Raw genomic sequence first — 24,742 nt, forward strand, 5'->3', positions numbered from 1 at the left:
CACGTTTCACACCGCAATCGAAGGCAATGACAACCCAGACAGAGACTCCGCACTGCTGGCCTGCTCGGCCATCAACCAGTCCACAAATTGCTGGATCAGCGCTCCACGTCGTTTGCGTTGGGGCAAGACTACGTAGTAACCCAACCTCGACATCGCCGTTTCGGCAATCGGTCGGCACAACAACCCTTGCGCCAGCAAGTTATCCACAAGGTGGCGCCAGCCGATGGCCACGCCCTGACCGCCAATCGCCGCCTGAATCAGCAGGGTGTAATTGTCGAAACGCAATTGCCCCGGCGCCGGGGGCGAGGTGATGCCCAGCTCACGGAATACACCACTCCAGTCGAACCAGTTACTGCTGTGTTCCCCACGCAGATGCAGCAACGGGAACTCCAGCAATGCCTGGGCCGGCAAGGGCAGGGGACGCTCGCCCAGCAACTGCGGGCTGCACACCGGAAACACTTCTTCGCTGAACAGCCAATGACTTTCACCCTGCTTGAAGCGGCCATCGCCAAACAGCACCGCCACATCGATATCGGTACGTAGCATGTTATGGCTGCGTTCACTGGTGACCAGGCTGACATCCACCTGCGGATTGGCGGCGTGAAAGCGGTGCAGGCGCGGCATCAACCAATAGGCGGCGAAGGCAAAATCCGTGGCGACCTGCAGCACCTCATGCTGTTGCTGTGCGCTGATTGCGCTTAATCCTGCGTCGATATTCTGCAATCCGAGCTGAACCTGCTGAAAAAGTATCAGCCCGGCCTCGGTCAGCTCGATACCGCGATAAATGCGGTCGAACAATCGGGTGGCCAGTTGTTCCTCGAGGCGCTTGATCTGCTGGCTGATGGCCGGTTGCGTAGTGCCCAGTTCCACCGCCGCCGCGGTAAAGCTGCGCTGACGGGCCGCGGCTTCGAAGGCTCGAAGCAGATCGAGAGACAGGTCTCCAAGAGCGTCATACATAAGCTGTGCTTATCCTAGTCATTGCCGAGCGTGGGCTTTACCGCAAGGTGCGAGGGTTTCATTCTCGAAGCCAGCACTCTCGCATAAACATCCACTATGGAATGCCGCGATCACATGAAGCGCAAGAACATTCTTTTCATCATGGCCGATCAGATGGCCGCGCCAATGTTGCCGTTCTACGGCCCATCGCCCATCAAACTGCCCAATCTCAGTCGCCTCGCCGAACAGGGCGTGGTGTTCGACTCCGCCTACTGCAACAGCCCCCTGTGCGCGCCGTCGCGTTTCACCCTGGTCAGCGGCCAGTTGCCGAGCAAGATCGGCGCCTACGATAACGCCGCCGATTTCCCCGCCGACGTACCGACCTACGCCCACTACCTGCGCCGCCTCGGCTATCGGACCGCGCTATCGGGCAAGATGCATTTCTGCGGGCCGGACCAGTTGCATGGCTACGAAGAACGCCTGACCAGTGACATCTACCCGGCCGACTATGGCTGGGCGGTGAACTGGGATGAACCGGACGTGCGCCCGACCTGGTACCACAACATGTCGTCGGTGCTGCAAGCTGGACCGTGCGTGCGCACCAATCAGCTGGATTTCGACGAAGAGGTGGTGTTCAAGGCCCAGCAGTACCTGTTCGATCACGTTCGCGAAGACGGCGATCAGCCGTTCTGCCTGACCGTTTCCATGACTCACCCCCACGATCCGTACACCATCCCCAAGGCGTTCTGGAATCTGTACGACGACGCTGAGATCCCGCTGCCGGTGACCCCCGATCAGCACGATCTGGATCCGCACTCCCAGCGTTTGCTCAAGGTCTACGACCTTTGGGACAAGCCACTGCCTGTGGACAAGATCCGCGACGCCCGCCGTGCCTATTTCGGCGCCTGCAGCTATATCGACAGCAACGTCGGCAAACTCCTGCAAACCCTCGAGGATACCGGGCTGATCGATGACACCATCATCGTGTTTTCCGGTGACCACGGCGACATGCTCGGCGAACGCGGGCTCTGGTACAAAATGCACTGGTATGAAATGGCTGCACGGGTGCCGCTACTGATCAGCGCACCGGGGCAATTCGGTGCCGGCCGGGTCAGCGCCAGTGTTTCCACGGCGGACCTGTTGCCGACCTTCGTCGAACTGGCCGGCGGCTCGCTGGAACCGGGCTTGCCGCTGGACGGTCGTTCACTGCTCCCGCACCTGCAACGGCAGGGTGGTCACGACGAGGTGTTCGGCGAATACATGGCCGAAGGCACCGTCAGCCCGTTGATGATGATCCGCCGTGGCGCCTACAAATTTATCTACAGTGAAGACGACCCTTGCCTGCTCTTCGATGTAGACAATGACCCTCGCGAACAGGAAGAACTCAGCCATTCGCCGCAACATCGTCAGCTGTTCGACGATTTTCTCTCCGAAGCGCGGGCCAAATGGAACATTCCGGCGATTCACCAGCAGGTGCTCGCCAGCCAGCGGCGCCGGCGTTTCGTGGCCGAGGCGCTGACCCTTGGCAAGCTCAAGAGCTGGGATCACCAGCCGCTGGTGGACGCCAGTCAGCAATACATGCGCAACCACATCGACCTCGACGATCTGGAGCGCAAAGCACGTTATCCACAACCCTGCCAAAACCAATAATGTTAAGGGGAAATCCATGCAAAGGTTATCCACAGTACTGACGGTCGGGCTCCTGGCTCTGGGCAGTGCATCGGCATTTGCCGATCAGAGTTGCGAAACGGTGAAGATGGCCGACCCGGGTTGGAGCGACATCGCCGCGACCAACGCCATCACCGGGTTTCTGCTGGACGGCATGGGCTACAAGGCCAAGGTCGACACCCTCGCGGTTCCGATTACCTTCGGTGGCCTCAAGGATGGCCAGGTCGATGTGTTCCTGGGTAACTGGATGCCGGCGCAACAAGGCTTCTACGACAAGTTCGTGGCCAATGGTGATGTCACGCAATTGGCGAAGAACCTCGAAGGCACCGAGTTCACCCTCGCGGTTCCGGACTACGTGTGGGACGCGGGTGTGCATACCTTCGCCGACCTGAACAAGTACGCCGACAAGTTCGACCGCAAGATCTACGGCATTGGCTCCGGCGCACCGGCGAACATCTCGCTGCAAGAGATCATCAAGAAAAACGATTTCGACATGGGCCAGTGGAAGCTGATCGAGTCCAGCGAGCAGGCGATGCTGGCGGAAGTATCCCGCGCAGTGAAAAAACAGAAATTCGTGACCTTCCTCGGCTGGACCCCGCACCCGATGAACGTGCAACTGAAAATGCACTACCTCAAGGGTGGCGAGAAATACTTCGGTGACACTGGCAGCGTTCACACCCTGACCCGAAAAGGTTATGCACAGGCCTGCCCGAACGTCGGCAAATTGCTGACCAACCTGAGTTTCACCCAGGACATGGAAAACAGCATCATGGCCGAGGTGGTGAACAAGAAAGTCAGCAACACCGACGCGGCCAAGGCGTGGATCAAGGCCAACCCTGCAGTGCTGGACAAATGGCTCGATGGCGTGAAGACCGTAGATGGCAAGGATGCCTTGCCGGCGGTCAAAGCCAAACTCTGAGCCAATGTGGGAGCGAGCCTGCTCGCGAAGGGGCCATCAGATCCGACATTCATGCCGACTGAAACTCCGCATTCGCGAGCAGGCTCGCTCCCACAGAAGGACCGATCTGTGCACGGTCCTGCTACCCTTGCGCAAAAAACCCGACCGAGAGGACCCATGGCCCTTCCCAGCCGCCATTCACTCTTCCCTTTCCTCACCTGGCTACCCCGGCAAACCCGCGCCAGCGTCGGGCGTGACCTGATCGTCGGCCTCAGCGGCGCGATTCTCGCGTTGCCGCAATCCATTGCCTACGCGCTGATTGCCGGTCTCCCACCGGAATACGGCCTCTACGCGGCAATCATCCCGGTGTTGATCGCCTGCCTCTGGGGTTCGTCGTGGCATTTGATCTGCGGGCCTACGGCGGCCATCTCGATTGTCCTGTACGCCAGCGTCAGTCCTCTGGCCGTTCCGGCTTCGCAGGACTACGTCATGTTGATCCTGTTGCTGACGTTTCTTGCGGGCATCTTTCAGTGGCTGCTGGGTTTGCTGCGGTTCGGCGCACTGGTGAATTTCGTCTCGCACTCGGTGGTGCTCGGCTTCACCCTGGGCGCCGCCGTAGTGATTGCCATCGGTCAACTGCCTAACCTGCTGGGGCTGGATTTGCCCAGCCAGGCCACCGCTCTGGATAGTTTCATCACGTTGTTGCGCCATTTCGGCGAAATGGACAAACCTTCGCTGGCGCTGGGGCTGGCGACGGTGGTGGTGGGCGTGATCCTCAAACTGTGGCTGCCACGCTGGCCGACGCTGTTGATCACTCTGGTGCTGGCTGCATTATGGGTCTGGCTTTGGCCATCAATGTTCGGCCACGTGCATCTGGTCAGCGCCTTCACTGGCAAACTGCCGCCTTTCAGTCCGTTGCCGCTGGATCTCGATCTGATCCTGCGCCTGCTGCCCAGTGCGGTGGCGGTCGGAATGCTCGGGCTGGTCACCAGCCTGTCGATCGCCCGCTCGATCTCGGCACGTTCGCAGCAATTGCTCGACGCCAACCAGGAAGTTCGCGCCCAGGGCCTGTCGAACATCGTCGGAGCGTTTTTTTCCGGATCGCTGTCGGCTGGCTCTTTCACTCGCTCAGGCCTGAGCTATGAAGCGGGGGCCTGTTCGCCACTGGCCGGGATTTTTTCGGCATTGTGGGTGGCACTGTTTGCGATCTTCGGCGCGAGCCTGATCGCGCACATCCCGATCCCGGCGATGGCCGGGAGTATTCTGCTGATCGCCTGGGGACTGGTGGACCATCGCGGTATTCGCGCGCTGTTGCGGGTCAGCCGCGCCGAATTTGCAGTCATGGCCCTGACCTGCGTCGCCACGCTGCTGCTGGAATTGCAGACGGCGATCTACGCCGGCGTGCTGGCCTCGCTGTTTTTCTACCTCAAACGCACATCGCAACCACGGGTGCAGCATGTGCGAGATGGCGAGGAAGACATACTGCGAGTGGGCGGTTCGATCTTTTTCGGCGCCAGCCATTACCTGCAAGTACGCCTGCAACGCATGCAGGGCATGCGGGTAGTGATCGAGGCGCAGCAGATCAACTTCATCGACTATTCCGGGGTGGAAATGCTGCATCAGGAAGCGCGGCGCCTGCTGCGTCAGGATCGCAGCCTGACCTTGCGCCGGGCCCGGCCGCAGGTGGTGGAAGAGCTGAGGAAGCTGGAAGGGGCGGAGAAATGCCCGATCCGGTTTGAAGACTGATCCGGCTTCACTCCCACATTTGATCTGTGTCGTTCACAAGTGCAATGTGGGAGCGGGCTTGCTCCGGGCGGCGTTCCGACGAAGCTTTTAAAGGGCCAGTTGCCGACGCAACTCCGCCAGCACCGGCGCCGTATCCGGGCGCACACCGCGCCACAGGAAAAACGCTTCCGCGGCTTGCTCGGCCAACATCCCCAGGCCATCCATCGCCACCGCGGCCCCATGTTCGCTGGCCCAGCGGCAGAAAGAGGTCGGTTCCTTGCCGTACATCATGTCGTAGCAGACCGTCTTGCCCGGTTCGATGAGGCTGGCGGCGATCGGCGGCACATCGCCGGTCAGGCTCGCAGAGGTCGCGTTGATGATCAGGTCCACCGACTCCTGCAACCAATCGTAGCCACTGGCCGAGACCGGCCCCAGATCGCAGAACAGTTCGGCCAGCAGCTCGGCCTTGTCCACCGTGCGGTTGGCGATGATCACCGATGCCGGTTGCTCGGCCAGCAACGGCTCCAGGGCACCGCGCACCGCACCGCCAGCACCGAGCAGCAGGATGCGTTTGCCCTTGAGGCTGAATCCGGCGTTGACCGTCAGGTCACGCACCAACCCGGCACCGTCGGTGTTGTCGCCCAGCAAACTGCCATCAGCCAGTTTGCTCAAGGTATTGACCGCGCCGGCGCGCTGCGCCCGTGCCGTCAGGCTGTTCGCCAATCGATAGGCCTCTTCCTTGAACGGCACCGTCACATTGGCGCCGCGCCCTTCGAGGAAAAACGTCCGGGCACAAGTGGAAAAGTCGTCGAGTGGCGCCAGCAGCGTGTTGTAGTCCAGCCGTTGCGCAGTCTGCTCGGCGAACAGGCGATGGATCAGCGGTGACTTGCTGTGACCAATCGGATTACCGAATACAACATAACGGTCCATCGGGGTTCCTCGTTCAGGCATCGGCCAACCAATCGCGGTCTTGCAGGAAGTACTCGGTCAGGCGCGCTTCTTCGCTGCCAGGCTCGGCCTTCCAGTCGTAACCCCAACGCACTTGCGGTGGCAGCGACATCAGAATCGACTCGGTACGCCCGCCCGACTGCAGGCCGAACAGCGTGCCACGGTCATAGACCAGGTTGAATTCAACGTAGCGGCCACGGCGGAACTCCTGGAACTCACGCTGTTTTTCCGTGAACGCATCATTCTTGCGGCGCTGCACGATCGGCAGATAGGCGTCGATGTATGCGTCACCGATGGCGCGCATGAAAGCGAAACTGGTGTCGAAATCCCATTCGTTCAGGTCGTCGAAAAACAGCCCGCCGATGCCGCGCGGTTCGTGGCGATGCTTGATGTGGAAGTAGCTGTCGCACCAGGCCTTGTAGCGCGCATAGACGTCCGGACCGAACGGCGCGCAGGCCTGTTCGGCGATGCGGTGCCAGTGGATGCAGTCTGCTTCATTGCCGTAGTACGGCGTCAGGTCGAAGCCGCCGCCGAACCACCAGACCGCTTCTTCACCTTCTTTTTCGGCGATGAAAAAGCGCACGTTGGCGTGGGAAGTCGGCACATGCGGGTTGTGCGGGTGAATCACCAGCGACACGCCCAGGGCTTCAAAGCCACGGCCGGCCAGTTCCGGTCGATGAGCGCTGGCGGACGGGGGCAGACCGCTGCCGAAGACGTGGGAAAAGTTGACGCCGCCCTTTTCAATCACTGCGCCGTTTTCGATCACACGGGTGCGACCGCCACCGCCGGCCGGCCGGGTCCAGGCATCTTCGACGAATTGCGTGCCACCGTCTTCGGCTTCCAGGGCGGCGCAAATACGGTCTTGCAGGTCGAGCAGATAGGCTTTTACGGCCTCGGTGCGGGTCGTCATGTCATCACCTTGAATCGGGCAAAACTACGCGGCGCTCCATGGGAGCGGGGGGGCCAGCGCAAATGGGTCCGTAGCATACCATCGCAAGTCACCCCGTCGCAGTTGACGAAGATCAAGCTTAGGAGTCCGATAGGGAGCTTGGTAAAACGACCTATGGAGAGTTCCGATGGCAAAGCGTATCCAGTTCCGCGCCCATGGCGGCCCCGAAGTGCTCGAGTATGTGGATTACCAGCCCGCCGAGCCCGGCCCGAAGGAAGTACGCGTGACCAACAAGGCCATCGGCCTGAACTTTATCGACACTTACTACCGCAGTGGTCTGTATCCGCCGCCATCCCTGCCATCGGGTGTCGGCTCGGAAGGTGCGGGCGTGGTCGAGGCGGTAGGCAGCGACGTGACCCGCTTCAAGATCGGCGATCGCGTGGCCTATGGCAGCGGCCCTCTGGGCGCCTACAGCGATGTTCACGTGTTGCCCGAGGCCAATCTGGTGAAACTGCCGGACGCCATCAGTTTCGAACAGGCCGCCGGGGTGATGCTCAAGGGCCTGACCGTGCAGTACTTGCTGCGTCAGACTTATGAACTCAAGGGTGGCGAAACCATTCTGTTCCACGCCGCAGCCGGCGGTGTCGGTTCCCTGGCCTGCCAATGGGCCAGGGCCTTGGGCGTGAAGCTGATCGGAACGGTCAGCTCGGCAGAGAAAGCCGCACTGGCCAAGGCCAACGGTGCCTGGGCGACCATCGACTACAGCCATGAAAACGTCGCTCAGCGCGTACTGGAATTGACCGACGGCAAAAAAGTCCCGGTGGTGTACGACGGCGTTGGCAAGGACACCTGGCTGACCTCACTCGACAGCGTCGCGCCCCGTGGGCTGGTGGTGAGTTTCGGCAATGCGTCCGGCGCGGTCGACGGCGTAAACCTGGGGATCCTGGCCGGGAAAGGCTCGCTCTACGTGACCCGGCCAACCCTGGGCACTTATGCGAACAACGCCGAGAACCTGCAACGCATGGCCGACGAGTTGTTCGAGATGATCATCGGCGGCAAGTTGACGGTGGAGATCAGCCAGCGCTATCCACTGGCTGACGCGGCGAAGGCGCAGACCGAGTTGTCGGCGCGGCGTACGACCGGTTCGGTAGTGTTATTGCCCTGACTGGCGCCATCGCGAGCAGGCTCGCTCCCACATTGGTTCTGTGTCGAACACAAATCCCCTGTGGGAGCGAGCCTGCTCGCGATGGGCACACCTCGGTATCAGTCCGGGCGCACCACCCTGCCGGTCGCCAGATCGCGAATCACGCTCGGGTTCTTGCGTCCGCCCAACATCCCGCCGAGTACCAGATCGACCTGCCCACGGAAATATTGCTCGACGCGAATCCGCGTACGTGCCGCCGGGCGCCCCTGCGGGTTGGCCGACGTCGATACCAGCGGCCCGGCCAGAGCGCACAAGTCCCGCACCTGCGGGTGATCACTGACCCGCAGCGCCACGGTTTCGTGCACCCCGGTAATCCACTCCGGCAGCAGGTTCTGGTGCGGCACCAGCCAGGTGTTGGGCCCCGGCCAGGTGCTGGCCATGCGGTCCATCCACAATTCGGGGAAGTCTTCGAAGAGGAAATCGAACTGACGGATGTTGTCGGCGACCAGGATCAGCCCTTTATCCACAGACCGGCCCTTGATCAGCAGCAGACGCTCCACCGCTTCCTCGTCCCACGGATCGCAACCCAGACCCCAGACTGCTTCGGTTGGGTAGGCAATCACCGCCCCGGCGCGAATTGCTTGCGCGGCTTGTTGCACACGCCAACTGTTGACCATGAAAAACTCTCCAGAATAAGGCTCTGTGCAGTTTACCGATCTTGTTCATAAAACCTAGCTCACCCGTGCAAACCAGCGCCCGCTTTCGCAAACGGCACAGCCGTCCATTTCCAGCTCCGTCAACGCCGCCAGCACTTTCGGCAAGGCCCAGCCGCTTGCGTTGGCCAGCGCTTCACTGGTCAGAGGCGCGGCATGCAGTAACTTCAACAGGGGGTGAGTCGTTTCAGGGGTAGAGGATTCTGTGGATAACGGCAGTCGTTGCCAGCCACGCAAGGCTTCGAGGATATGCTCGATGGTCTCCACCAATACCGCACCGTCACGGATCAATTGATGGCAGCCGCGGGCGCCGGGATGATGGATCGACCCAGGCATCGCAAATACCTCGCGCCCCTGTTCCGCCGCCAGCCTCGCGGTGATCAGTGAGCCGCTGGCGACACTGGCTTCGACCACCAGCACCCCGAGCGACAAACCGCTGATGATCCGGTTGCGTCGAGGGAAGTTGCTGGCGGTTGGGCCTGCATCCAAGGGGAACTCCGATAGCACCGCGCTGCCCGAGGCAATCATCGCGTCCGCCAGGCGTCGATTGCGCTGTGGATAAAACTTCTCGAGCCCCGTGCCAAGTACACCGACCGTTTGCCCTCCAACGTCCAGGGCGGCCTGATGTGCAGCAGTGTCGATACCCAGGGCCAGGCCACTGGTGATGACAAAACCGGCGCCGGCCAGGCTGCGGGAAAACGCGGCGGCGGTGTCCATGCCCGGGCGCGATGCGCGACGACTGCCAACCATCGCCAACTGCGGCTTTTCCAGAATGCCCGGATTGCCGGCAACAAATAACAGAGGCGGTGCATCGCTGATTTGCGCCAGCAGCGCCGGGTAGTCTGGCTGGTCCCACATCAGTAAATGCTGGGCCGGACGCTCTAGCCAAGCCAATGCGTGGGCGGCACCATCACGGATTTCAGTGCTGCGCCTGGCTTCCGTACAGGCCAGAGGCAACCCCAGTGAACGCCAGGCACTCGCCGGTGCGCTGATCGCCCTGGATGCCGAGCCAAAGGCTTCAAGCAGCTTCTTGAACCGTGCCGGGCCGAGCTCAGGCAGGCGATGCAAACGCAAACGGGCTTCCAGTTCCGCAGGGGAAACCGGTGTGGCGACAGACAGTGGCATGGATCATCCTTGATCGTTATGAGTACCCGTACAAACGGGAACAAGCTGTGGATAACTCTGTTGGTAACTTGTGAAGCAAACTTACGGATTGCGCACCTTGTCCATGACCGACAGCGAGCGCGAAGCGCTGAGCACCAGCCCATAACTGAGCTTGTCGTAGGTACGGAAAACCATCAGCAGACCGGCGCGCTCATCGGGAATTATCAACGGCTGGCCAGTGATCCGGTCGCGCACGGTTTCGCCGGTTTTCATCACCGCAAGCAGATTGCCTTCGGCCAGGCCGTCGCGCTGTCCCTTGTTCAGCGTCACCACGTCCAGTTCGCCGATCTGCGTGACCCCACGCGGCACATCGATGATCAAACCGTTGATTTCGTGGTTCGGTGCGCTGGGTGTGAAGGTCGAGTTGATCGAGCGCTCTTCGCCGCTGAACAAGCGGTCGCCAAGACGGACCTCCTGGGTCGTACGTTGCAGCTCCAGTGTGGAGACGTCACCTTCGATGGCCACGACCTCGCCACCGCCGATGTCGTCGGCGTTGACCCCCAGGACTTCCTTGCTCTGCGGATCGGTGTAGACCTTGCCTTGGCGGAAAATGCCGTACACCGGTTGCGCCGGATCGAAATGGCCGCGGGCAAAGACACGGTCACCCGCGCCGCTGAGTACGCGTTCGGCATCGCCGGCGACGATGTAGGGCGCCTTGTCGAAATCGTCGGTCCTGTCGAGGATGCGGTTGCTCAGCAGAAAGCTGTTGATCGATTTCAGCGCGATGCCGGGGATAGCCTCGGTCACCGGGCTGCTGCGCACCTGGGGCGACAGCTTTATGGTGGGAGTATCTTCCCGAAGTTGCACTTGCCCGTACGCCAGACTGGCCGAGACCAGAAGCGGCAGGGCGAGTAGTGATTTCCTCATGCGGTGAATCCCTTTATTATGTGCGTTCGCGTGAAACGCCAGAGCCCTCGGTGGCTCGCTCCCGGCTTGCTTGTCAAAACTTGCTTGTCAACAGATGGGAGCTACGTTTTACAACGGTAGCCTGCATTTCTTCGGAGCCGCCAGGCCATCGACCCGACCTTACTCCACACGTGCACTGATCAAGCTTATGGCCATTTTAAACATCCTCGAATTCCCTGATCCGCGTCTGCGCACTATCGCCAAGCCAGTGGCCGTAGTGGACGACGAAGTGCGTCAGCTGGTCGACGACATGTTTGAAACAATGTATGAAGCGCCTGGCATCGGCCTCGCCGCTACCCAGGTCAACGTGCACAAACGCATCGTCGTGATGGACCTCTCCGAAGACCGCACCGAGCCTCGAGTGTTCATCAACCCCGAGCTCGAACCATTGACCGACGAGATGGGCCAGTATCAGGAAGGCTGCCTGTCGGTGCCGGGCTTCTACGAAAACGTCGATCGCCCGCAACGGGTCAAGGTCAAGGCGCTGGACCGCGACGGCAAGCCATACGAACTGATCGCCGAAGAATTGCTCGCGGTGTGCATCCAGCACGAATGCGACCACCTCAACGGCAAATTGTTCGTCGATTACCTGTCGACGCTCAAACGCGACCGCATCAAGAAAAAACTGGAAAAGCTTCATCGCCAGAACGCCTGATGCCCATCTTCAAAGGCTTGCTGCGGCAAGCCTTTTTCTTTTCAAGAGACGTCACCCATGACTGAGCCATTGCGCATTGTCTTTGCCGGCACCCCGGAATTCGCCGCCGAACACCTCAAGGCCCTGCTGAGCAGCCCCTACGAGATCGTCGCGGTCTACACCCAACCGGATCGTCCGGCCGGTCGCGGGCAAAAACTGATGCCGAGCCCGGTCAAGCAGCTGGCGCTGGAGAACAACATCCCGGTGCTGCAGCCGCCCACCTTGCGCAACGAAGACGCACAAGCGCAGCTGGCTGCACTGAAACCGGACTTGATGGTGGTGGTCGCCTACGGCCTGATCCTGCCGCAAGTGGTGCTGGATATTCCGCGCCTGGGTTGCATCAACAGCCATGCCTCGCTGTTGCCGCGCTGGCGTGGCGCTGCGCCGATCCAGCGCGCCGTGGAAGCGGGGGACGCCGAAAGTGGCGTGACCGTGATGCGCATGGAGGCCGGTCTCGATACCGGGCCGATGCTGCTCAAAGTCACCACCCCTATCAGCGCTGAAGACACCGGCGGCAGCCTGCATGATCGACTGGCCGAAATGGGCCCGCCGGCCGTGGTCCAGGCGATTGCCGGCCTCGCCAAGGGCACGCTGGAAGGCGAAGTGCAGGACGACAGCCAGGCCACCTACGCGCACAAGTTGAACAAGGACGAAGCACGCATCGACTGGAGTCGCCCGGCGGTTGAGCTGGAGCGCCTGGTCCGTGCCTTCAACCCGTGGCCGATCACCCACAGCACCTTGAATGGCGAAGCCGTGAAAGTGCTGGCCGCGCATCTCGCCGAAGGCAAAGGCGCCCCGGGGGAAATCCTCGGCGCCAGCAAGGACGGTCTGATTGTCGCGTGCGGCGAACAGGCCTTGTGCCTGACCCGCCTGCAATTGCCCGGCGGCAAGGCACTGAATTTCAGCGACCTGTTCAACAGCCGCCGTGAGAAATTCGCCACCGGCACTGTCCTCGGTCAAGCGGCGGACGCTCAATGAATCCGCGTCTGGCCGCCGCCAAGGCACTCGCCGCGGTCCTGAGCGGAAAAGCCTCGCTCAACAGTTCGCTGCCAACGCAACTGGACAAGGTGGAAGACCGTGATCGCGGTTTCACCCAAGACCTGGCGTTCGGCACCGCACGCTGGCAGCCACGCTTGTCGGCACTGGCGGCCAAGCTGTTGCAGAAACCGTTCAAGGCCGCCGACGCCGATGTCGAGGCGCTGTTGCTGGTCGGTCTCTATCAGCTGCTCTATACCCGTGTCCCGGCCCATGCCGCCATCGGTGAAACAGTCGGTTGCGCCGACAAGCTGAAAAAGCCATGGGCCAAGGCGTTGCTCAACGCTGTGCTGCGTAATGCCCAGCGCGAAAGCGAAACGATTTTCGCCGAACTGGAACGTGATCCGGTGGTGCGCACCGCTCACCCGCGCTGGCTGCAGAAATCCCTGAAGGCGTTCTGGCCAGAGCAATGGGAAGCCATCTGCGCCGCCAACAACGCGCATCCGCCAATGATCCTGCGGGTCAACCGTCGCCATCACACCCGCGATGCCTACCTCGGTTTGCTGACTGATACCGGTATTGCTGCTAAATCCTGTGTGTACAGCCGCGACGGCATCTTGCTCGAAGCGGCCACCGATGTGCGCAGCCTGCCGGGTTTCGCCGAGGGCTGGATCAGCGTGCAGGACGAAGCCGCGCAACTGGCCGCGGACCTGCTGGATCTGGCACCGGGCCAACGGGTGCTGGACGCCTGCTGCGCACCCGGCGGCAAGACCTGCCATATCCTCGAAGCCGAGCCCAAACTGGCCGGTGTGGTAGCGGTGGACCTGGAAGCCAAGCGCCTGGTGCGGGTGCGGGAAAACCTCGAACGCCTGAAACTCAGTGCCGAACTGATCGCCGCCGACGGCCGCGACACTCAGGCATGGTGGGACGGCAAGCCGTTCCAGCGCATCCTGCTGGACGCGCCTTGCTCGGCTACTGGCGTGATCCGTCGGCACCCGGACATCAAGCTGACCCGCCAGCCCGACGACATCGCCGCGCTGGCGGTGCTGCAAGGCGAGTTGCTCGACGCCATGTGGAACACATTGGAGGTGGGCGGCATTCTGCTGTACGCCACCTGCTCCACGCTGCCGACCGAAAACACCGAAGTCATCGCAGCCTTCCTTGCCCGCACGCCGGGCGCCCGTGAACTGGACCTTGCCACGGCGGCCGGCATCAAGCAGCCCCATGGTCGTCAGTTGCTGGCCCAGGAAGGCGGCCACGACGGGTTCTATTACGCCAAGCTGATCAAGATCGCCGCCGCGCGCGGTTAAATGGATTCAATGGAGTGACTGGATGAAAATCATCATCCTCGGCGCAGGGCAGGTCGGCGGATCGCTGGCGGAACACCTGGCCAGCGAAGCCAACGACATCACCGTAGTCGATACCGATGGCGAACGCCTGCGCGACCTTGGCGACCGCCTGGACATCCGCACCGTTCAAGGTCGCGGTTCGTTCCCGACCGTGCTGCGCCAGGCCGGGGCCGATGATGCTGACATGCTGGTCGCAGTGACCAACAGCGATGAAACCAACATGGTCGCCTGCCAGGTCGCCCATACGCTGTTCCACACCCCGACCAAGATCGCCCGGGTACGCGAAGCGGCGTACCTGACCCGCGAAGAGCAGTTGTTCCAGAACGAAGCGATTCCGGTAGACGTACTGATCAGCCCCGAACAGGTGGTCACCAACTACATCAAGCGCCTGATCCAGCATCCGGGCGCCTTGCAGGTGATCGACTTTGCCGAAGGCAAGGCGCAGTTGGTCGCGGTGCGGGCCTACTACGGTGGACCGCTGGTGGGTCAGCAACTGCGGCAGCTACGTGAACACATGCCGAACGTGGAAACCCGCGTCGCGGCGATTTTCCGTCGTGACCGGCCGATCCTGCCCCAGGGTGACACCGTGATCGAGGCCGACGACGAGGTATTTTTCATCGCCGCCCAAGCGAACATTCGCGCGGTCATGAGCGAAATGCGCCGTCTCGACGAAACCTATAAACGCATTGTCATCGCCGGTGGCGGGCAGATTGGCGAGCGTCTGGCCGAGGCCATCGAAAGCCGTTATCAGGTAAAGATCATCGAGATGAACCCGGCACGTTGCCGTCATCTCTCGGACCACCTCGACAGCACCGTGGTGTTGCAGGGCAGCGCCTCGGACCGCGACCTGCTGCTGGAAGAGAACATCGCCGACGCGGATCTGTTCCTTGCCCTGACCAACGACGACGAAGCCAACATCATGTCGTCGCTGCTGGCCAAGCGCCTGGGTGCGAAGAAGGTGATGACCATCATCAACAACCCGGCCTATGTCGACCTGATCCAGGGCGGCGACATCGACATCGCCATCAGCCCGCAACTGGCGACCATCGGAACCTTGCTGGCTCACGTACGCCGTGGTGACATCGTCAGCGTGCACTCACTGCGCCGGGGTGCGGCGGAAGCCATCGAGGCGATTGCCCATGGCGATGCGAAATCGAGCAAGGTGATCGGCAAGGCCATCGAGAACATCGGCCTGCCGCCGGGCACCACCATCGGTGCGATCATCCGCGACGAAGAAGTGATCATCGCCCACGACGACACCGTGATCGAAGCGGGCGACCATGTGATTCTGTTCCTTGTGGATAAAAAGCATATTCGCGATGTGGAAAAGTTGTTCCATGTGGGGTTGAGCTTCTTCTAAAAGACCGACCCCTCCCTGTACTGTAGGAGCGAGCATGCTCGCTCCTACAGTAAATCAACCCCTGACATGCCTCAGGTGAGGAATTCACCATGATCGAATCCCTGGAAAAAATGCTCGCCAAGGGTGTGGATAACTCTTTGCTGCGCTTCGGCCTGGGCAAGGGTTATCTGGATCTGGGGGAGAACGCCAAGGCGGTGGAACATTTTCAACGCTGCGTCGAATTCGATCCGAAGTATTCGGCTGCCTGGAAACTGCTGGGCAAGGCCCATCTGGCGCTGGCGGACTTCGCAGCTGCTCGGCAGGCCTGGGAACAAGGCCTGGAAGCTGCTCGCGGCCATGGCGACAAGCAGGCAGAGAAGGAAATGACAGTGTTCCTGAAGAAACTCGAGCGTCAGGCGCACTGATCAGAGATAGCGCAAACCGATGCCCTCGGCATCCACCAGCACCACTTCCATGCGTACCCGCGGCGCGCCTGTGGGTAAGTCTTGCACCTGCCCATAGACCACTGCGCCCCGAGGCAGCCCCGACAGTTGCGGATGCTTGACGTAGACACCGGTGGTCGACAGGTTGCGTGTCTGGCCCAGGCAATCGCCGATGCTTTCGTGGCTGATCTTGATGCGGAATGACTTGCGGTGTTCGGACATCTTCTGCGCCCTTTGATGAACGGTTGTGGATAACCCCGAGTGCAAGGTTATCCACAGATCATGCCAATTGAATCAATACCAGCGCGCTTCGCCCGGTGGACGCTTCTTGAAGCGCTTCATGCTCCACATGTACTGGCTCGGGTAGGCGCCGACATAACGCTCGACCACTTTACTCATGGCTGCACAGGACTCCGCCGTATCGGTGCTGTACATGGCCTCTGGCGCGGCTTCAAGAATCACTTTGTAGCCTGAACCATCCGGCAGGCGCAGGGCATGCAGGAACACGCCAACCGCTTTACCGCCCGCGAGCATGTTCGGTACGAACTTGCTGGTCAGCGCCTGCGTGGCGAAGAACGGCACGAAGATCCCGGCGGATTCGGCCGGTTCCGGGTCAGCGGGGATGCCCACGGCACCGCCTTTGCGCACTTCCTTGATGACACTGAGGATGCCTTCCTTGGTGGAGGCGGCGACCTTGTTACCCAACTGCACCCGCTGTTTTTGCAGCAATTCATCCACCGCCTTCAACTTCGGCGGACGATAGAAAATGATCGGTTTGCACTGGCTGCAATAGAAGTGGTTGAGCACTTCCCAGTTGCCCAGGTGGCTGGTGATGCCGACCACGCCTTTGCCGGAGGCGAGGGCGTCCTTCAATACGTCGAGGCCTTCGACCTCGCGCACCAGTTCGATGGAGCGCTGTGCCGGCCAGATCCAGGCGCAGGCGCTTTCGGTCAGGGACTTGCCGATGTCCTTCAGGCTCTGGCCCACCAGGCGCTCACGCTCGGCGGGGTCCATGTCCGGAAAGCACTTGGACAGATTGATCCGTACCACGTCGCGGGAACGGTTCGGGGTTTTCCACATGACCCAGCCAATCGCCGAGCCCACGGCTTGCACGGCCCGCCACGGAAGCAGGGCAAACAGCCGCAGAGCGCCTACCAGCAAGGCGCCTTTCAACTTATCCACAGGTCACTCCTGATCTTGTGCTGTGCGCGAGGCGGCTATTCTAACCGCCGTTCGCCAACTGCGCGTAGCGGTCGCAGTCGCGGGTGTGATCCATGACCATGCCCGAGGCCTGCATCAGCGCGTAGCAAATGGTCGGTCCGACGAAGGTGAAACCGGCTTTTTTCAGGCCTTTGCTCATCTCGACGGCAGTCGGCGTGACGGCCGGGACTTCGCCGCGATCCTTGAAATGATTGATCACCGGCTGGCCGCCGACGAACGACCAGAGAAACGCCACCGGGTCCTCCAGCGCCAGCCAGGCCTGGGCATTGCGCCGGGCCGCGTTGAGCTTGAGGCGGTTGCGAATGATGCCGGGATCAAGCATCAACTCGTCGATTTCGGCATCGCTCATCTGCGCCACGCGCTGGACATCAAAACCAAACATCACCTGACGATAATGCTCGCGTTTGCGCAGCACAGTGATCCAGGAAAGCCCGGCCTGGAACCCTTCGAGCAAAAGCAACTCGAACAATCCCTGCGCATCGCGAAGCGGCGTGCCCCACTCCTGATCGTGATAAGCCATGTACAGCGGATCTTCGGAACACCAAAAGCAGCGTGGCATAAGGCTCCAGGGGGCGTGCGCAGCCATGAATCGGGTATACTCCCGCTCTTTAAATCGCAGCCCAAGAAACAGGTGAATTTCGTGAGCCAGCCTACGCCAGCCGTGCGTACCTTCCAAGACTTGATCCTCGCCCTCCAGCAATACTGGGCCGAGCAAGGTTGTGTGGTACTTCAGCCCTACGATATGGAAGTAGGCGCCGGCACTTTCCACACTGCAACGTTCCTGCGCGCCATCGGCCCGGAAACCTGGAACGCCGCCTACGTGCAGCCAAGCCGCCGTCCGACTGACGGCCGCTACGGCGAAAACCCGAACCGTCTGCAGCACTACTACCAGTTCCAGGTGGTCCTGAAGCCGAACCCGGACAACTTCCAGGAACTGTACCTGGGTTCCCTCAAGCACGTCGGCCTGGACCCGCTGGTCCACGACATCCGCTTCGTCGAAGACAACTGGGAATCGCCGACCCTCGGCGCCTGGGGTCTGGGCTGGGAAGTCTGGCTCAACGGCATGGAAGTGACCCAGTTCACCTACTTCCAGCAAGCGGGCGGCATCGAATGCTACCCGGTCACCGGCGAGATCACCTATGGTCTCGAGCGCCTGGCCATGTACCTGCAAGGCGTGGACTCGGTCTACGACCTGGTCTGGGCTGACGGCCCGTTCGGCAAAGTGACCTATGGCGACGTGTTCCACCAGAACGAAGTGGAGCAATCGACCTACAACTTCGAACACGCCAACGTCGACAAGCTGTTCGAACTGTTCGATTTCTACGAAAGCGAAGCCAAGCGCCTGATCGAACTCGACCAGCCGCTGCCGTTGCCGAGCTACGAAATGGTGTTGAAGGCATCCCATACCTTCAACCTGCTGGATGCGCGCCGGGCGATCTCGGTGACCGCGCGTCAGCAATACATCCTGCGTGTACGCACCCTGGCGCGCTCCGTTGCGCAAGCCTACCTGCTGGCTCGCGCCAAGCTGGGCTTCCCGATGGCAACCCCGGACCTGCGTGATGAAGTACTGGCCAAGCTGGAGGCTGCACAATGAGTGCTCTGGATTTTCTGGTTGAACTGGGCACTGAAGAACTGCCACCCAAAGCCCTGAACACCCTGGCCGAGGCGTTCCTCGCCGGTATCGACAAGGGCCTGCAAGCTGCCGGCCTGAACTACGAAACCAAAAGCGTCTATGCCGCCCCGCGCCGCCTGGCCGTGCTGATCACCGCACTGGCCACCCAGCAGCCGGATCGCAGCATCAACCTTGACGGCCCGCCACGTCAGGCCGCGTTCGATGCCGAAGGCAACCCGACCCAGGCGGCCCTGGGCTTTGCCAAGAAGTGCGGCGTCGAGCTGAGCGAAATCGACCAGAGCGGCCCGAAACTGCGCTACAGCCAGAGCATCGCCGGCAAGCCGACCGCGAGCCTGCTGCCGACCATCGTCGAAGATTCCCTGAACGACCTGCCGATCCCGAAACGCATGCGTTGGGGCGCGCGCAAGGAAGAATTCGTTCGTCCGACCCAATGGCTGGTGATGCTGCTCGGTGACCAGGTCATCGACTGCACCATCCTTGCCCAGAAGGCCGGCCGCGATTCCCGTGGCCACCGTTTCCATCACCCGCAAAGCGTGCGCATCGGTTCGCCGTCCAGCTACCTGGCCGACCTGCGTGCCGCCTATGTGCTGGCCGACACCAACGAACGTCGCGAGATCATCAGCAAGCGCACCGAAGAGCTGGCCACCCGCCAGGAAGGCACCGCCATCGTGCCGCCGGACCTGCTCGATGAAGTGACCGCGCTGGTCGAATGGCCAGTGCCGCTGGTGTGCTCGTTCGAGGAACGCTTCCTCGACGTGCCGCAAGAAGCCCTGATCACCACCATGCAGGACAACCAGAAGTACTTCTGCCTGCTGGATGCCGACGGCAAGTTGCTGCCACGTTTCATTACCGTGGCCAACATCGAAAGCAAAGACCCGCAACAGATCATCGCCGGTAACGAGAAAGTGGTTCGCCCACGCCTGACCGACGCCGAGTTCTTCTTCAAGCAAGACAAGAAGCAGAAACTCGAAGACTTCAACCTGCGCCTGCAAAACGTGGTGTTCCAGGAAAAACTCGGCAGTGTCTATGACAAGGCCGAGCGCGTATCCAGACTCGCCGCGTTCATCGCTCAGCGCATCGGCGGCAACGCCGCGTGGGCCGCTCGTGCAGGCCTGCTGTCCAAGTGCGACCTGTCGACCGAGATGGTCGGTGAGTTCCCGGAGATGCAAGGTGTCGCCGGTTACTACTACGCCCTCAACGACGGCGAGCCGGAAGATGTCGCCCTGGCGCTCAACGAGCAGTACATGCCGCGCGGTGCCGGCGCTGAACTGCCGTCCACCCTGACCGGTGCGGCCGTGGCCATCGCCGACAAGCTCGACACTCTGGTCGGCATTTTTGGCATCGGCATGCTACCGACCGGCAGCAAGGACCCGTATGCCCTGCGCCGTGCCGCACTGGGCGTGTTGCGCATCCTGATCGAGAAACAACTGGATCTGGACCTGACCGACGCCGTGGCTTTCGCCGTGGATGCGTTCGGTACCAAGGTCAAGGCTGCCGGCCTCAGTGACTCGGTGCTGGAGTTCATCTTCGACCGTCTGCGTGCCCGTTACGAAGACGAAGGCGTCGACGTTGCCACCTACCTGTCGGTACGTGCCCTGAAGCCAGGCTCGGCCCTGGACTTCGACCAGCGCGTGCAAGCGGTAGAAGCCTTCCGCAAATTGCCGGAAGCCGCTGCCCTGGCCGCGGTGAACAAGCGCGTGTCGAACCTGCTGAGCAAGATCGAAGGCTCGGTGCCAACCGTCGTGGAAGCCAAGTACTTCGACAATGCCAACGAGTTCTCCCTGTACTCGGCGATCCAGCAGGCAGACCAGGCTGTACAGCCAATGGCCGCCTCGCGTCAGTACAGCGAATCCCTGGCACGCCTGGCTGCACTGCGCGAGCCAGTGGATGCGTTCTTCGAAGCCGTGATGGTCAACGCGGAGGACGCAAAGGTCCGCGCCAACCGTTATGCGTTGCTGGCGCGCCTGCGTGGGTTGTTCCTCGGCGTCGCCGACATTTCGCTGCTGAGTTGAGGGGCTGCTGTTGAAACTGCTGATTCTCGATCGGGACGGGGTGATCAATTTCGACTCCGACGCTTACATCAAGTCGGTGGAGGAGTGGATTCCACTCCCCGGATCGATCGAAGCCATCGCGCAGTTGAGCAAGGCCGGCTGGACGGTAGCGGTCGCTACCAACCAGTCGGGCATCGCTCGCGGCTATTACGACCTCGCCACCCTGGACGCCATGCACGAGCGCTTGCGCGCGCTGGTGGCGGAGCAGGGTGGTGAAGTCGGGCTGATCGTCTATTGCCCACACGGGCCGGACGAAGGCTGCGATTGCCGCAAGCCGAAACCGGGGATGTTGAAAACCATCGCCGCTCATTACAACGTGTCGCTGACCAATCTATGGTTCGTTGGCGACAGCCTTGGTGACCTGGAAGCCGCCAAAGCCGTCGATTCACAGCCAGTTTTGGTAAAGACCGGGAAAGGCGAAAAGACTTTGGGCAAGACCCTTCCGGTAGGCACATTGATTTTTGACGATCTGGCGGCGATTGCCGCAGAACTTATCCACAATTAGAGTGCTTCTGAAATTCCTGATAAAGGACCCATCAGGAGTGCGCTTTATACAGGCGGGCAATTCCCGCAACGGTAAACGTCACCATGTCGATATTGCAGGCCATCAGAATCTTCCTCTTTTACCTGCTGCTGGGCACCAGTTCCTTGCTGTGGTGCAGCCTGAGTTTTTTCATCGCGCCGTTTCTGCCCTTCAAGGCACGTTATCGCTTCATCAACGTGTACTGGTGCCGCTGCGCCTTGTGGCTGAGCAAAGTGTTTCTGGGCATTCGCTACGAAGTGAAGGGTGCCGAGAACGTACCTGAACGGCCTTGCGTCATTCAGTCGAACCACCAGAGTACGTGGGAGACATTCTTTCTCTCTGCTTACTTCTCACCGCTGAGCCAGGTGCTCAAACGTGAACTGCTCTATGTACCGTTCTTCGGTTGGGCCATGGCCATGCTGCGACCGATCGCCATCGATCGCGACAACCCGAAAGCCGCGCTCAAGCATGTGGCGCAGAAAGGCGATGAGTTGCTCAAGGACAATGTCTGGGTGCTGATCTTCCCCGAAGGTACGCGCGTTCCTTTCGGCACCATCGGCAAGTTCTCCCGCGGTGGCAGCGCATTGGCGGTCAACGCCGAATTGCCGGTGCTTCCGATTGCGCACAACGCCGGCAAGTTCTGGCCGAAAACCGGTTGGGCGAAGAAGCAGGGCGTCATCACTGTAATCATTGGCAAGCCGATGTATGCCGAAGGCACCGGACCGCGCGCCATTGCTGAGTTGAACGACCGGGTCCAGGCGTGGAACGAACAGATGCAACGGGAAATGGGCTCGCTGCCACCTGCTCCGCAAGCGCCGGTTTCAAACGATCAGGTGGCTGTCTGAAATTCTGTGGATAACCTGTGTACCGTTTCGTTGAAAACCGTCGTGAATTGCACGTAAGTTTATGATTTTTTTATATATTTCTTTGAATGATAAAAACCATAAAAACGTGCATAAGTTTTTTGGAGACCTAAAGAAACCGGCTGATATAGCCGGTTTTTTTATGCCCAAGCGATCGCTGGCTGGCGATCTGGATTGCACGCTTTCATTCAGCAAGCAGCGGAAATTCCAGCCTGAATGTCGTACCCCGACCCACCTCGCTCAGACACTCGATTCGCCCGCCGTGCCGATCCACAACGGCTTTGACCATCGACAATCCCAACCCGACGCCATCGATACCCTGGGCGGAAGAAAAGCGCCGGTACTGGCTGAACAATTCGGGTAACTCCTCAGCGGCGATGCCTTTGCCCTGATCAATGAGCTCACAGCTCAGCCAACCGTCCCGTTGACTGACGCGCAAACGGATGCATGTACCTGAAACACTGTATTTGATGGCATTCTCCAGCAGATTGAACAGTGCCCGAGTCAGCAGCGCCTGGTCCGCCAGGACCAGACTTTCCTGCGCCTCCTCTTCTACTTGGCGAACCAGTTCGATCTGTTTAACTTGCGCGATGGGCAGCGCCTGATCGAACACATCCAACACCAACATCGCAAACAAGCTCGGCTGAAATTGGTAAGCCTCGGACTCGGCCCTCGCCAGTTGCACGAAACCGTCTGTCAGTTCCAGAGCCCGACGGACCTGTAGCTCGATTTGATCAAAGAGCGCCGTATCACCTCCCACCTGATGCCGATGGACGTCGAGCAAGGCGAGGATGGCCGAGTGTGGCGCCCGCAGATCGTGAGACAGGAACCGCAACAGGACCGCGCGCTGCTGCTCCGCATCGCGTTCAACACTCAAATCAGTCAGGTTCCATAGCCAGCCGACCGGAATGTCGCCGTCTACCGGCAACAACTCTGCACGCTCAAGACGCAAGCTGCGTTCCTTGAGGTCGCGAAACTCCAGCAGGGGGAGGCTCGATAAAGGCGAGCCCGCCCCACGGCTCATATCCGGATAACCTAGCTGTTCAAGTCGCTTGCGTACGTCATCACCGACCAGATCCCCGCCAAACAGATCACGGGCCTTGCGGTTGCCGAGCAGAATCTGTCCCTGTGGATCACTGATCAACGTTGCAACCGGTAAATATTCCAGGCCATCGGCGATGAATCGGTGGGTATCGCGGGTCAGGCTCATGGCTTGTTCCAACGCGATGATTTGCTTCTGCAAACGGTCGCCACCGGGATACCGGGCACGACGGCGCTCCGGAAACACTTTCGGCTCGCTGTCCAGCCGCGCCAACTCCCACCCGAAATAGGTCAGCACCACACTCAGCCGCCGCCAGTTCCAGATCAGATAACCAAACAACATCCCCAACACCGCTGGCGTCGGTGACCACCACCGCTTGAACTCCGCAAGGCCGGCACTGATCAGCAACGCACACGCCATTCCCGTGAGCGTCAGCCAGAGCGCCAGGCGCGGGCGCCACAGCAACAGCCCAAGTACAGATGTCACCAGACCAAGGGAAAGCAATGCGCTCAAGCCAGGGAAAGCATCGCCCAGGTTGATTTGTGCGCGATAGGACAGCAGTGTCGTCAGCGGCAGCAGCACAAGGCTTATCCACAACCACTCGCGCACCAATTGCCGAAACAATCGCTGCACCTGGCTTGGCTCTCGGCTTTCACGGCGACGTTGGTCAAACATGGCCAACAGGGCAGGGCGAGGGAAATGGTTTCATGGTTCCTGGGTCTGAGGCGTCGACTCAAAGAATCATAGCGGACACTGCGACCAACGGCGGGCCACTTGCTTTCACTGTATCGATTGAGCCGCTATCGTCGATAAGGATCTGCCCAAGCGACAAGGAATCACCGTGTATGCGTGTTGCGATTCTGGACGATGAGCCCGCCGAATTACGCCGGGTCGAACAAACCCTGCAACAGATGGCCGAAACCGGAGAGCAGCCATGGTCGCTGCACAGCTTTGAACGAGCTGAAGACCTGTTGCGCCAACTGCGTCGGGAAACCTTCGACCTGCTGATCCTCGACTGGCAGCTACCCGACCTCAGCGGTTTGTCATTGTTGCTCTGGACCCGTGAACACATGGAGGCGCCACCCGCAGCAATCATGCTCACCAGCCGCGACGGCGAAAGCGATATCGTCCAGGCCCTGAATGCCGGCGCCGATGACTACGTCAGCAAACCATTCCGTCCCAATGAACTGAAGGCCCGTGTTGGCGCGGTTCTGCGCCGACAGGGTCAGCAGCGTGCGGCTGCTGAAGTGTTGAGCTTCAACGATCTGGTGTTCGACGACGCTGAACTGACAGTCACTCGCGAAGGCAAACCCATCGTCATGACCGAACGGGAATACCGGCTGGCGCATTGCCTTTTCAGCAATCTCGGCCGACCGCTGTCGCGGGATTACCTGTACGAACGATTCTGGCCCCATGAAGAATTGTCGTCGTCACGCCCGCTGGACACCCACATCTATCGCCTGCGCAACAAGCTTGGTCTTACAGCGGATCGCGGTTGGCAGTTGCTGACGATTTATGGGTATGGGTATCGGTTGGAGAGCGTGGCACCCGCCCGTGAGTGAATGGTAGGCAACAAAAAAGGCCAATGCTGATGCATTGGCCTTTTCGTTGGCGCCGG

At 60.7% G+C, this 24,742-nt stretch carries 23 protein-coding genes and 1 pseudogene; 14 read left to right on the forward strand and 10 right to left on the reverse strand.

Features of this window, described 5'->3' with window-relative positions:
• Positions 1 to 6: 6 nt before the first annotated feature.
• Entirely contained in the window at positions 7 to 957 is a 951-nt protein-coding gene (locus CAG47_RS03485; protein WP_085723522.1) for a LysR family transcriptional regulator, read from the reverse strand.
• 114 nt (positions 958 to 1,071) lie between these two features.
• Between CAG47_RS03485 and betC the strand changes: the two genes are divergently transcribed.
• The 3 genes from betC (at position 1,072) to CAG47_RS03500 (ending at position 5,248) form a co-directional block, all read left to right on the forward strand.
• A complete protein-coding gene (gene betC, locus CAG47_RS03490) occupies positions 1,072 to 2,586 on the forward strand; it encodes a choline-sulfatase (RefSeq protein ID WP_085723523.1) in 1,515 nt (504 codons plus the stop codon).
• Between the two features lie 16 nt (positions 2,587 to 2,602).
• Positions 2,603 to 3,523, forward strand: coding sequence for a choline ABC transporter substrate-binding protein (gene choX, locus CAG47_RS03495; RefSeq protein WP_085723524.1), 921 nt, complete (start codon positions 2,603 to 2,605; stop codon positions 3,521 to 3,523).
• A gap of 156 nt (positions 3,524 to 3,679) precedes the next feature.
• Positions 3,680 to 5,248: a SulP family inorganic anion transporter gene (locus CAG47_RS03500; protein ID WP_085723525.1), complete on the forward strand. Its 1,569-nt coding sequence runs from the start codon at positions 3,680 to 3,682 to the stop codon at positions 5,246 to 5,248.
• Between the two features lie 87 nt (positions 5,249 to 5,335).
• Here CAG47_RS03500 and aroE read toward each other — a convergent pair whose 3' ends face one another.
• Together aroE and hemF are read right to left on the reverse strand one after the other, a co-directional pair.
• Entirely contained in the window at positions 5,336 to 6,157 is an 822-nt protein-coding gene (gene aroE, locus CAG47_RS03505; protein WP_085723526.1) for a shikimate dehydrogenase, read from the reverse strand.
• Positions 6,158 to 6,170: 13 nt separating this feature from the next.
• Complete coding sequence (gene hemF, locus CAG47_RS03510) at positions 6,171 to 7,085, reverse strand: oxygen-dependent coproporphyrinogen oxidase (RefSeq protein WP_085723527.1); 915 nt, start codon at positions 7,083 to 7,085, stop codon at positions 6,171 to 6,173.
• 166 nt (positions 7,086 to 7,251) lie between these two features.
• Between hemF and CAG47_RS03515 the strand changes: the two genes are divergently transcribed.
• Complete coding sequence (locus CAG47_RS03515) at positions 7,252 to 8,229, forward strand: NADPH:quinone reductase (protein ID WP_085723528.1); 978 nt, start codon at positions 7,252 to 7,254, stop codon at positions 8,227 to 8,229.
• Between the two features lie 98 nt (positions 8,230 to 8,327).
• On the opposite strand, the gene CAG47_RS03520 is transcribed toward CAG47_RS03515, so the two are convergent.
• From CAG47_RS03520 to CAG47_RS03530, 3 genes and pseudogenes are all read right to left on the reverse strand, one after another.
• Positions 8,328 to 8,885 carry an L-threonylcarbamoyladenylate synthase gene (locus CAG47_RS03520; protein WP_085723529.1) on the reverse strand — a complete coding sequence of 186 codons (558 nt, stop codon included), beginning with the start codon at positions 8,883 to 8,885 and terminating at the stop codon, positions 8,328 to 8,330.
• 54 nt (positions 8,886 to 8,939) lie between these two features.
• A complete protein-coding gene (gene dprA, locus CAG47_RS03525) occupies positions 8,940 to 10,046 on the reverse strand; it encodes a DNA-processing protein DprA (RefSeq protein ID WP_085723530.1) in 1,107 nt (368 codons plus the stop codon).
• A gap of 81 nt (positions 10,047 to 10,127) precedes the next feature.
• Positions 10,128 to 10,880 (reverse strand): annotated as a pseudogene (locus CAG47_RS03530) (peptidoglycan-binding protein); the annotation flags it as partial.
• A 259-nt stretch (positions 10,881 to 11,139) separates the two neighbouring features.
• On the opposite strand from CAG47_RS03530, the gene def reads away from it, so the two are divergent.
• From def to CAG47_RS03555, 5 genes are all read left to right on the forward strand, one after another.
• On the forward strand, positions 11,140 to 11,646 hold the full coding sequence (gene def / locus CAG47_RS03535) for a peptide deformylase (protein ID WP_085723532.1): 507 nt from the start codon (positions 11,140 to 11,142) through the stop codon (positions 11,644 to 11,646).
• 57 nt (positions 11,647 to 11,703) lie between these two features.
• Positions 11,704 to 12,663 carry a methionyl-tRNA formyltransferase gene (gene fmt, locus CAG47_RS03540; RefSeq protein WP_085723533.1) on the forward strand — a complete coding sequence of 320 codons (960 nt, stop codon included), beginning with the start codon at positions 11,704 to 11,706 and terminating at the stop codon, positions 12,661 to 12,663.
• Complete coding sequence (gene rsmB / locus CAG47_RS03545; protein ID WP_085723534.1) at positions 12,660 to 13,970, forward strand: 16S rRNA (cytosine(967)-C(5))-methyltransferase RsmB; 1,311 nt, start codon at positions 12,660 to 12,662, stop codon at positions 13,968 to 13,970. The genes fmt and rsmB overlap by 4 nt, the downstream gene beginning before the upstream one ends.
• Positions 13,971 to 13,992: 22 nt before the next feature.
• Positions 13,993 to 15,369 carry a Trk system potassium transporter TrkA gene (trkA, locus tag CAG47_RS03550; protein ID WP_085723535.1) on the forward strand — a complete coding sequence of 459 codons (1,377 nt, stop codon included), beginning with the start codon at positions 13,993 to 13,995 and terminating at the stop codon, positions 15,367 to 15,369.
• 89 nt (positions 15,370 to 15,458) lie between these two features.
• Positions 15,459 to 15,773: a tetratricopeptide repeat protein gene (locus CAG47_RS03555; protein WP_008002299.1), complete on the forward strand. Its 315-nt coding sequence runs from the start codon at positions 15,459 to 15,461 to the stop codon at positions 15,771 to 15,773.
• On the opposite strand, the gene CAG47_RS03560 is transcribed toward CAG47_RS03555, so the two are convergent.
• The 3 genes from CAG47_RS03560 to CAG47_RS03570 all read right to left on the reverse strand — a co-directional run bounded on the left by CAG47_RS03560 (position 15,774) and on the right by CAG47_RS03570 (position 17,571).
• A complete protein-coding gene (locus CAG47_RS03560) occupies positions 15,774 to 16,013 on the reverse strand; it encodes a pilus assembly protein PilZ (RefSeq protein ID WP_085723536.1) in 240 nt (79 codons plus the stop codon).
• Positions 16,014 to 16,085: 72 nt separating this feature from the next.
• Positions 16,086 to 16,973, reverse strand: coding sequence for a lysophospholipid acyltransferase (locus CAG47_RS03565; protein ID WP_085723537.1), 888 nt, complete (start codon positions 16,971 to 16,973; stop codon positions 16,086 to 16,088).
• Positions 16,974 to 17,013: 40 nt separating this feature from the next.
• Positions 17,014 to 17,571 (reverse strand): DNA-3-methyladenine glycosylase I, encoded by a 558-nt coding sequence (locus CAG47_RS03570; RefSeq protein ID WP_085723538.1) that lies wholly within the window; start codon positions 17,569 to 17,571, stop codon positions 17,014 to 17,016.
• An 81-nt stretch (positions 17,572 to 17,652) separates the two neighbouring features.
• On the opposite strand from CAG47_RS03570, the gene glyQ reads away from it, so the two are divergent.
• From glyQ to CAG47_RS03590, 4 genes are all read left to right on the forward strand, one after another.
• Entirely contained in the window at positions 17,653 to 18,606 is a 954-nt protein-coding gene (gene glyQ, locus CAG47_RS03575) for a glycine--tRNA ligase subunit alpha (RefSeq protein ID WP_003187265.1), read from the forward strand.
• Positions 18,603 to 20,657 (forward strand): glycine--tRNA ligase subunit beta, encoded by a 2,055-nt coding sequence (gene glyS / locus CAG47_RS03580; RefSeq protein ID WP_085723539.1) that lies wholly within the window; start codon positions 18,603 to 18,605, stop codon positions 20,655 to 20,657. Before glyQ ends, glyS begins: the two co-directional genes overlap by 4 nt.
• 4 nt (positions 20,658 to 20,661) lie before the next feature.
• Complete coding sequence (gmhB, locus tag CAG47_RS03585; protein WP_177408914.1) at positions 20,662 to 21,201, forward strand: D-glycero-beta-D-manno-heptose 1,7-bisphosphate 7-phosphatase; 540 nt, start codon at positions 20,662 to 20,664, stop codon at positions 21,199 to 21,201.
• 83 nt (positions 21,202 to 21,284) lie between these two features.
• Positions 21,285 to 22,064, forward strand: coding sequence for a 1-acyl-sn-glycerol-3-phosphate acyltransferase (locus CAG47_RS03590; protein ID WP_085723541.1), 780 nt, complete (start codon positions 21,285 to 21,287; stop codon positions 22,062 to 22,064).
• A 202-nt stretch (positions 22,065 to 22,266) separates the two neighbouring features.
• On the opposite strand, the gene CAG47_RS03595 is transcribed toward CAG47_RS03590, so the two are convergent.
• A complete protein-coding gene (locus CAG47_RS03595; protein ID WP_085723542.1) occupies positions 22,267 to 23,799 on the reverse strand; it encodes a PAS domain-containing sensor histidine kinase in 1,533 nt (510 codons plus the stop codon).
• Positions 23,800 to 23,969: 170 nt separating this feature from the next.
• Here CAG47_RS03595 and CAG47_RS03600 point away from each other — a divergent pair, with 170 nt between their 5' ends.
• Entirely contained in the window at positions 23,970 to 24,686 is a 717-nt protein-coding gene (locus tag CAG47_RS03600) for a response regulator transcription factor (protein ID WP_085723543.1), read from the forward strand.
• Positions 24,687 to 24,742 lie beyond the last annotated feature (56 nt).

Source organism: Pseudomonas sp. R37(2017) (assembly GCF_002113375.1).
In the GTDB taxonomy this organism is placed as follows: Bacteria; Pseudomonadota; Gammaproteobacteria; order Pseudomonadales; family Pseudomonadaceae; genus Aquipseudomonas.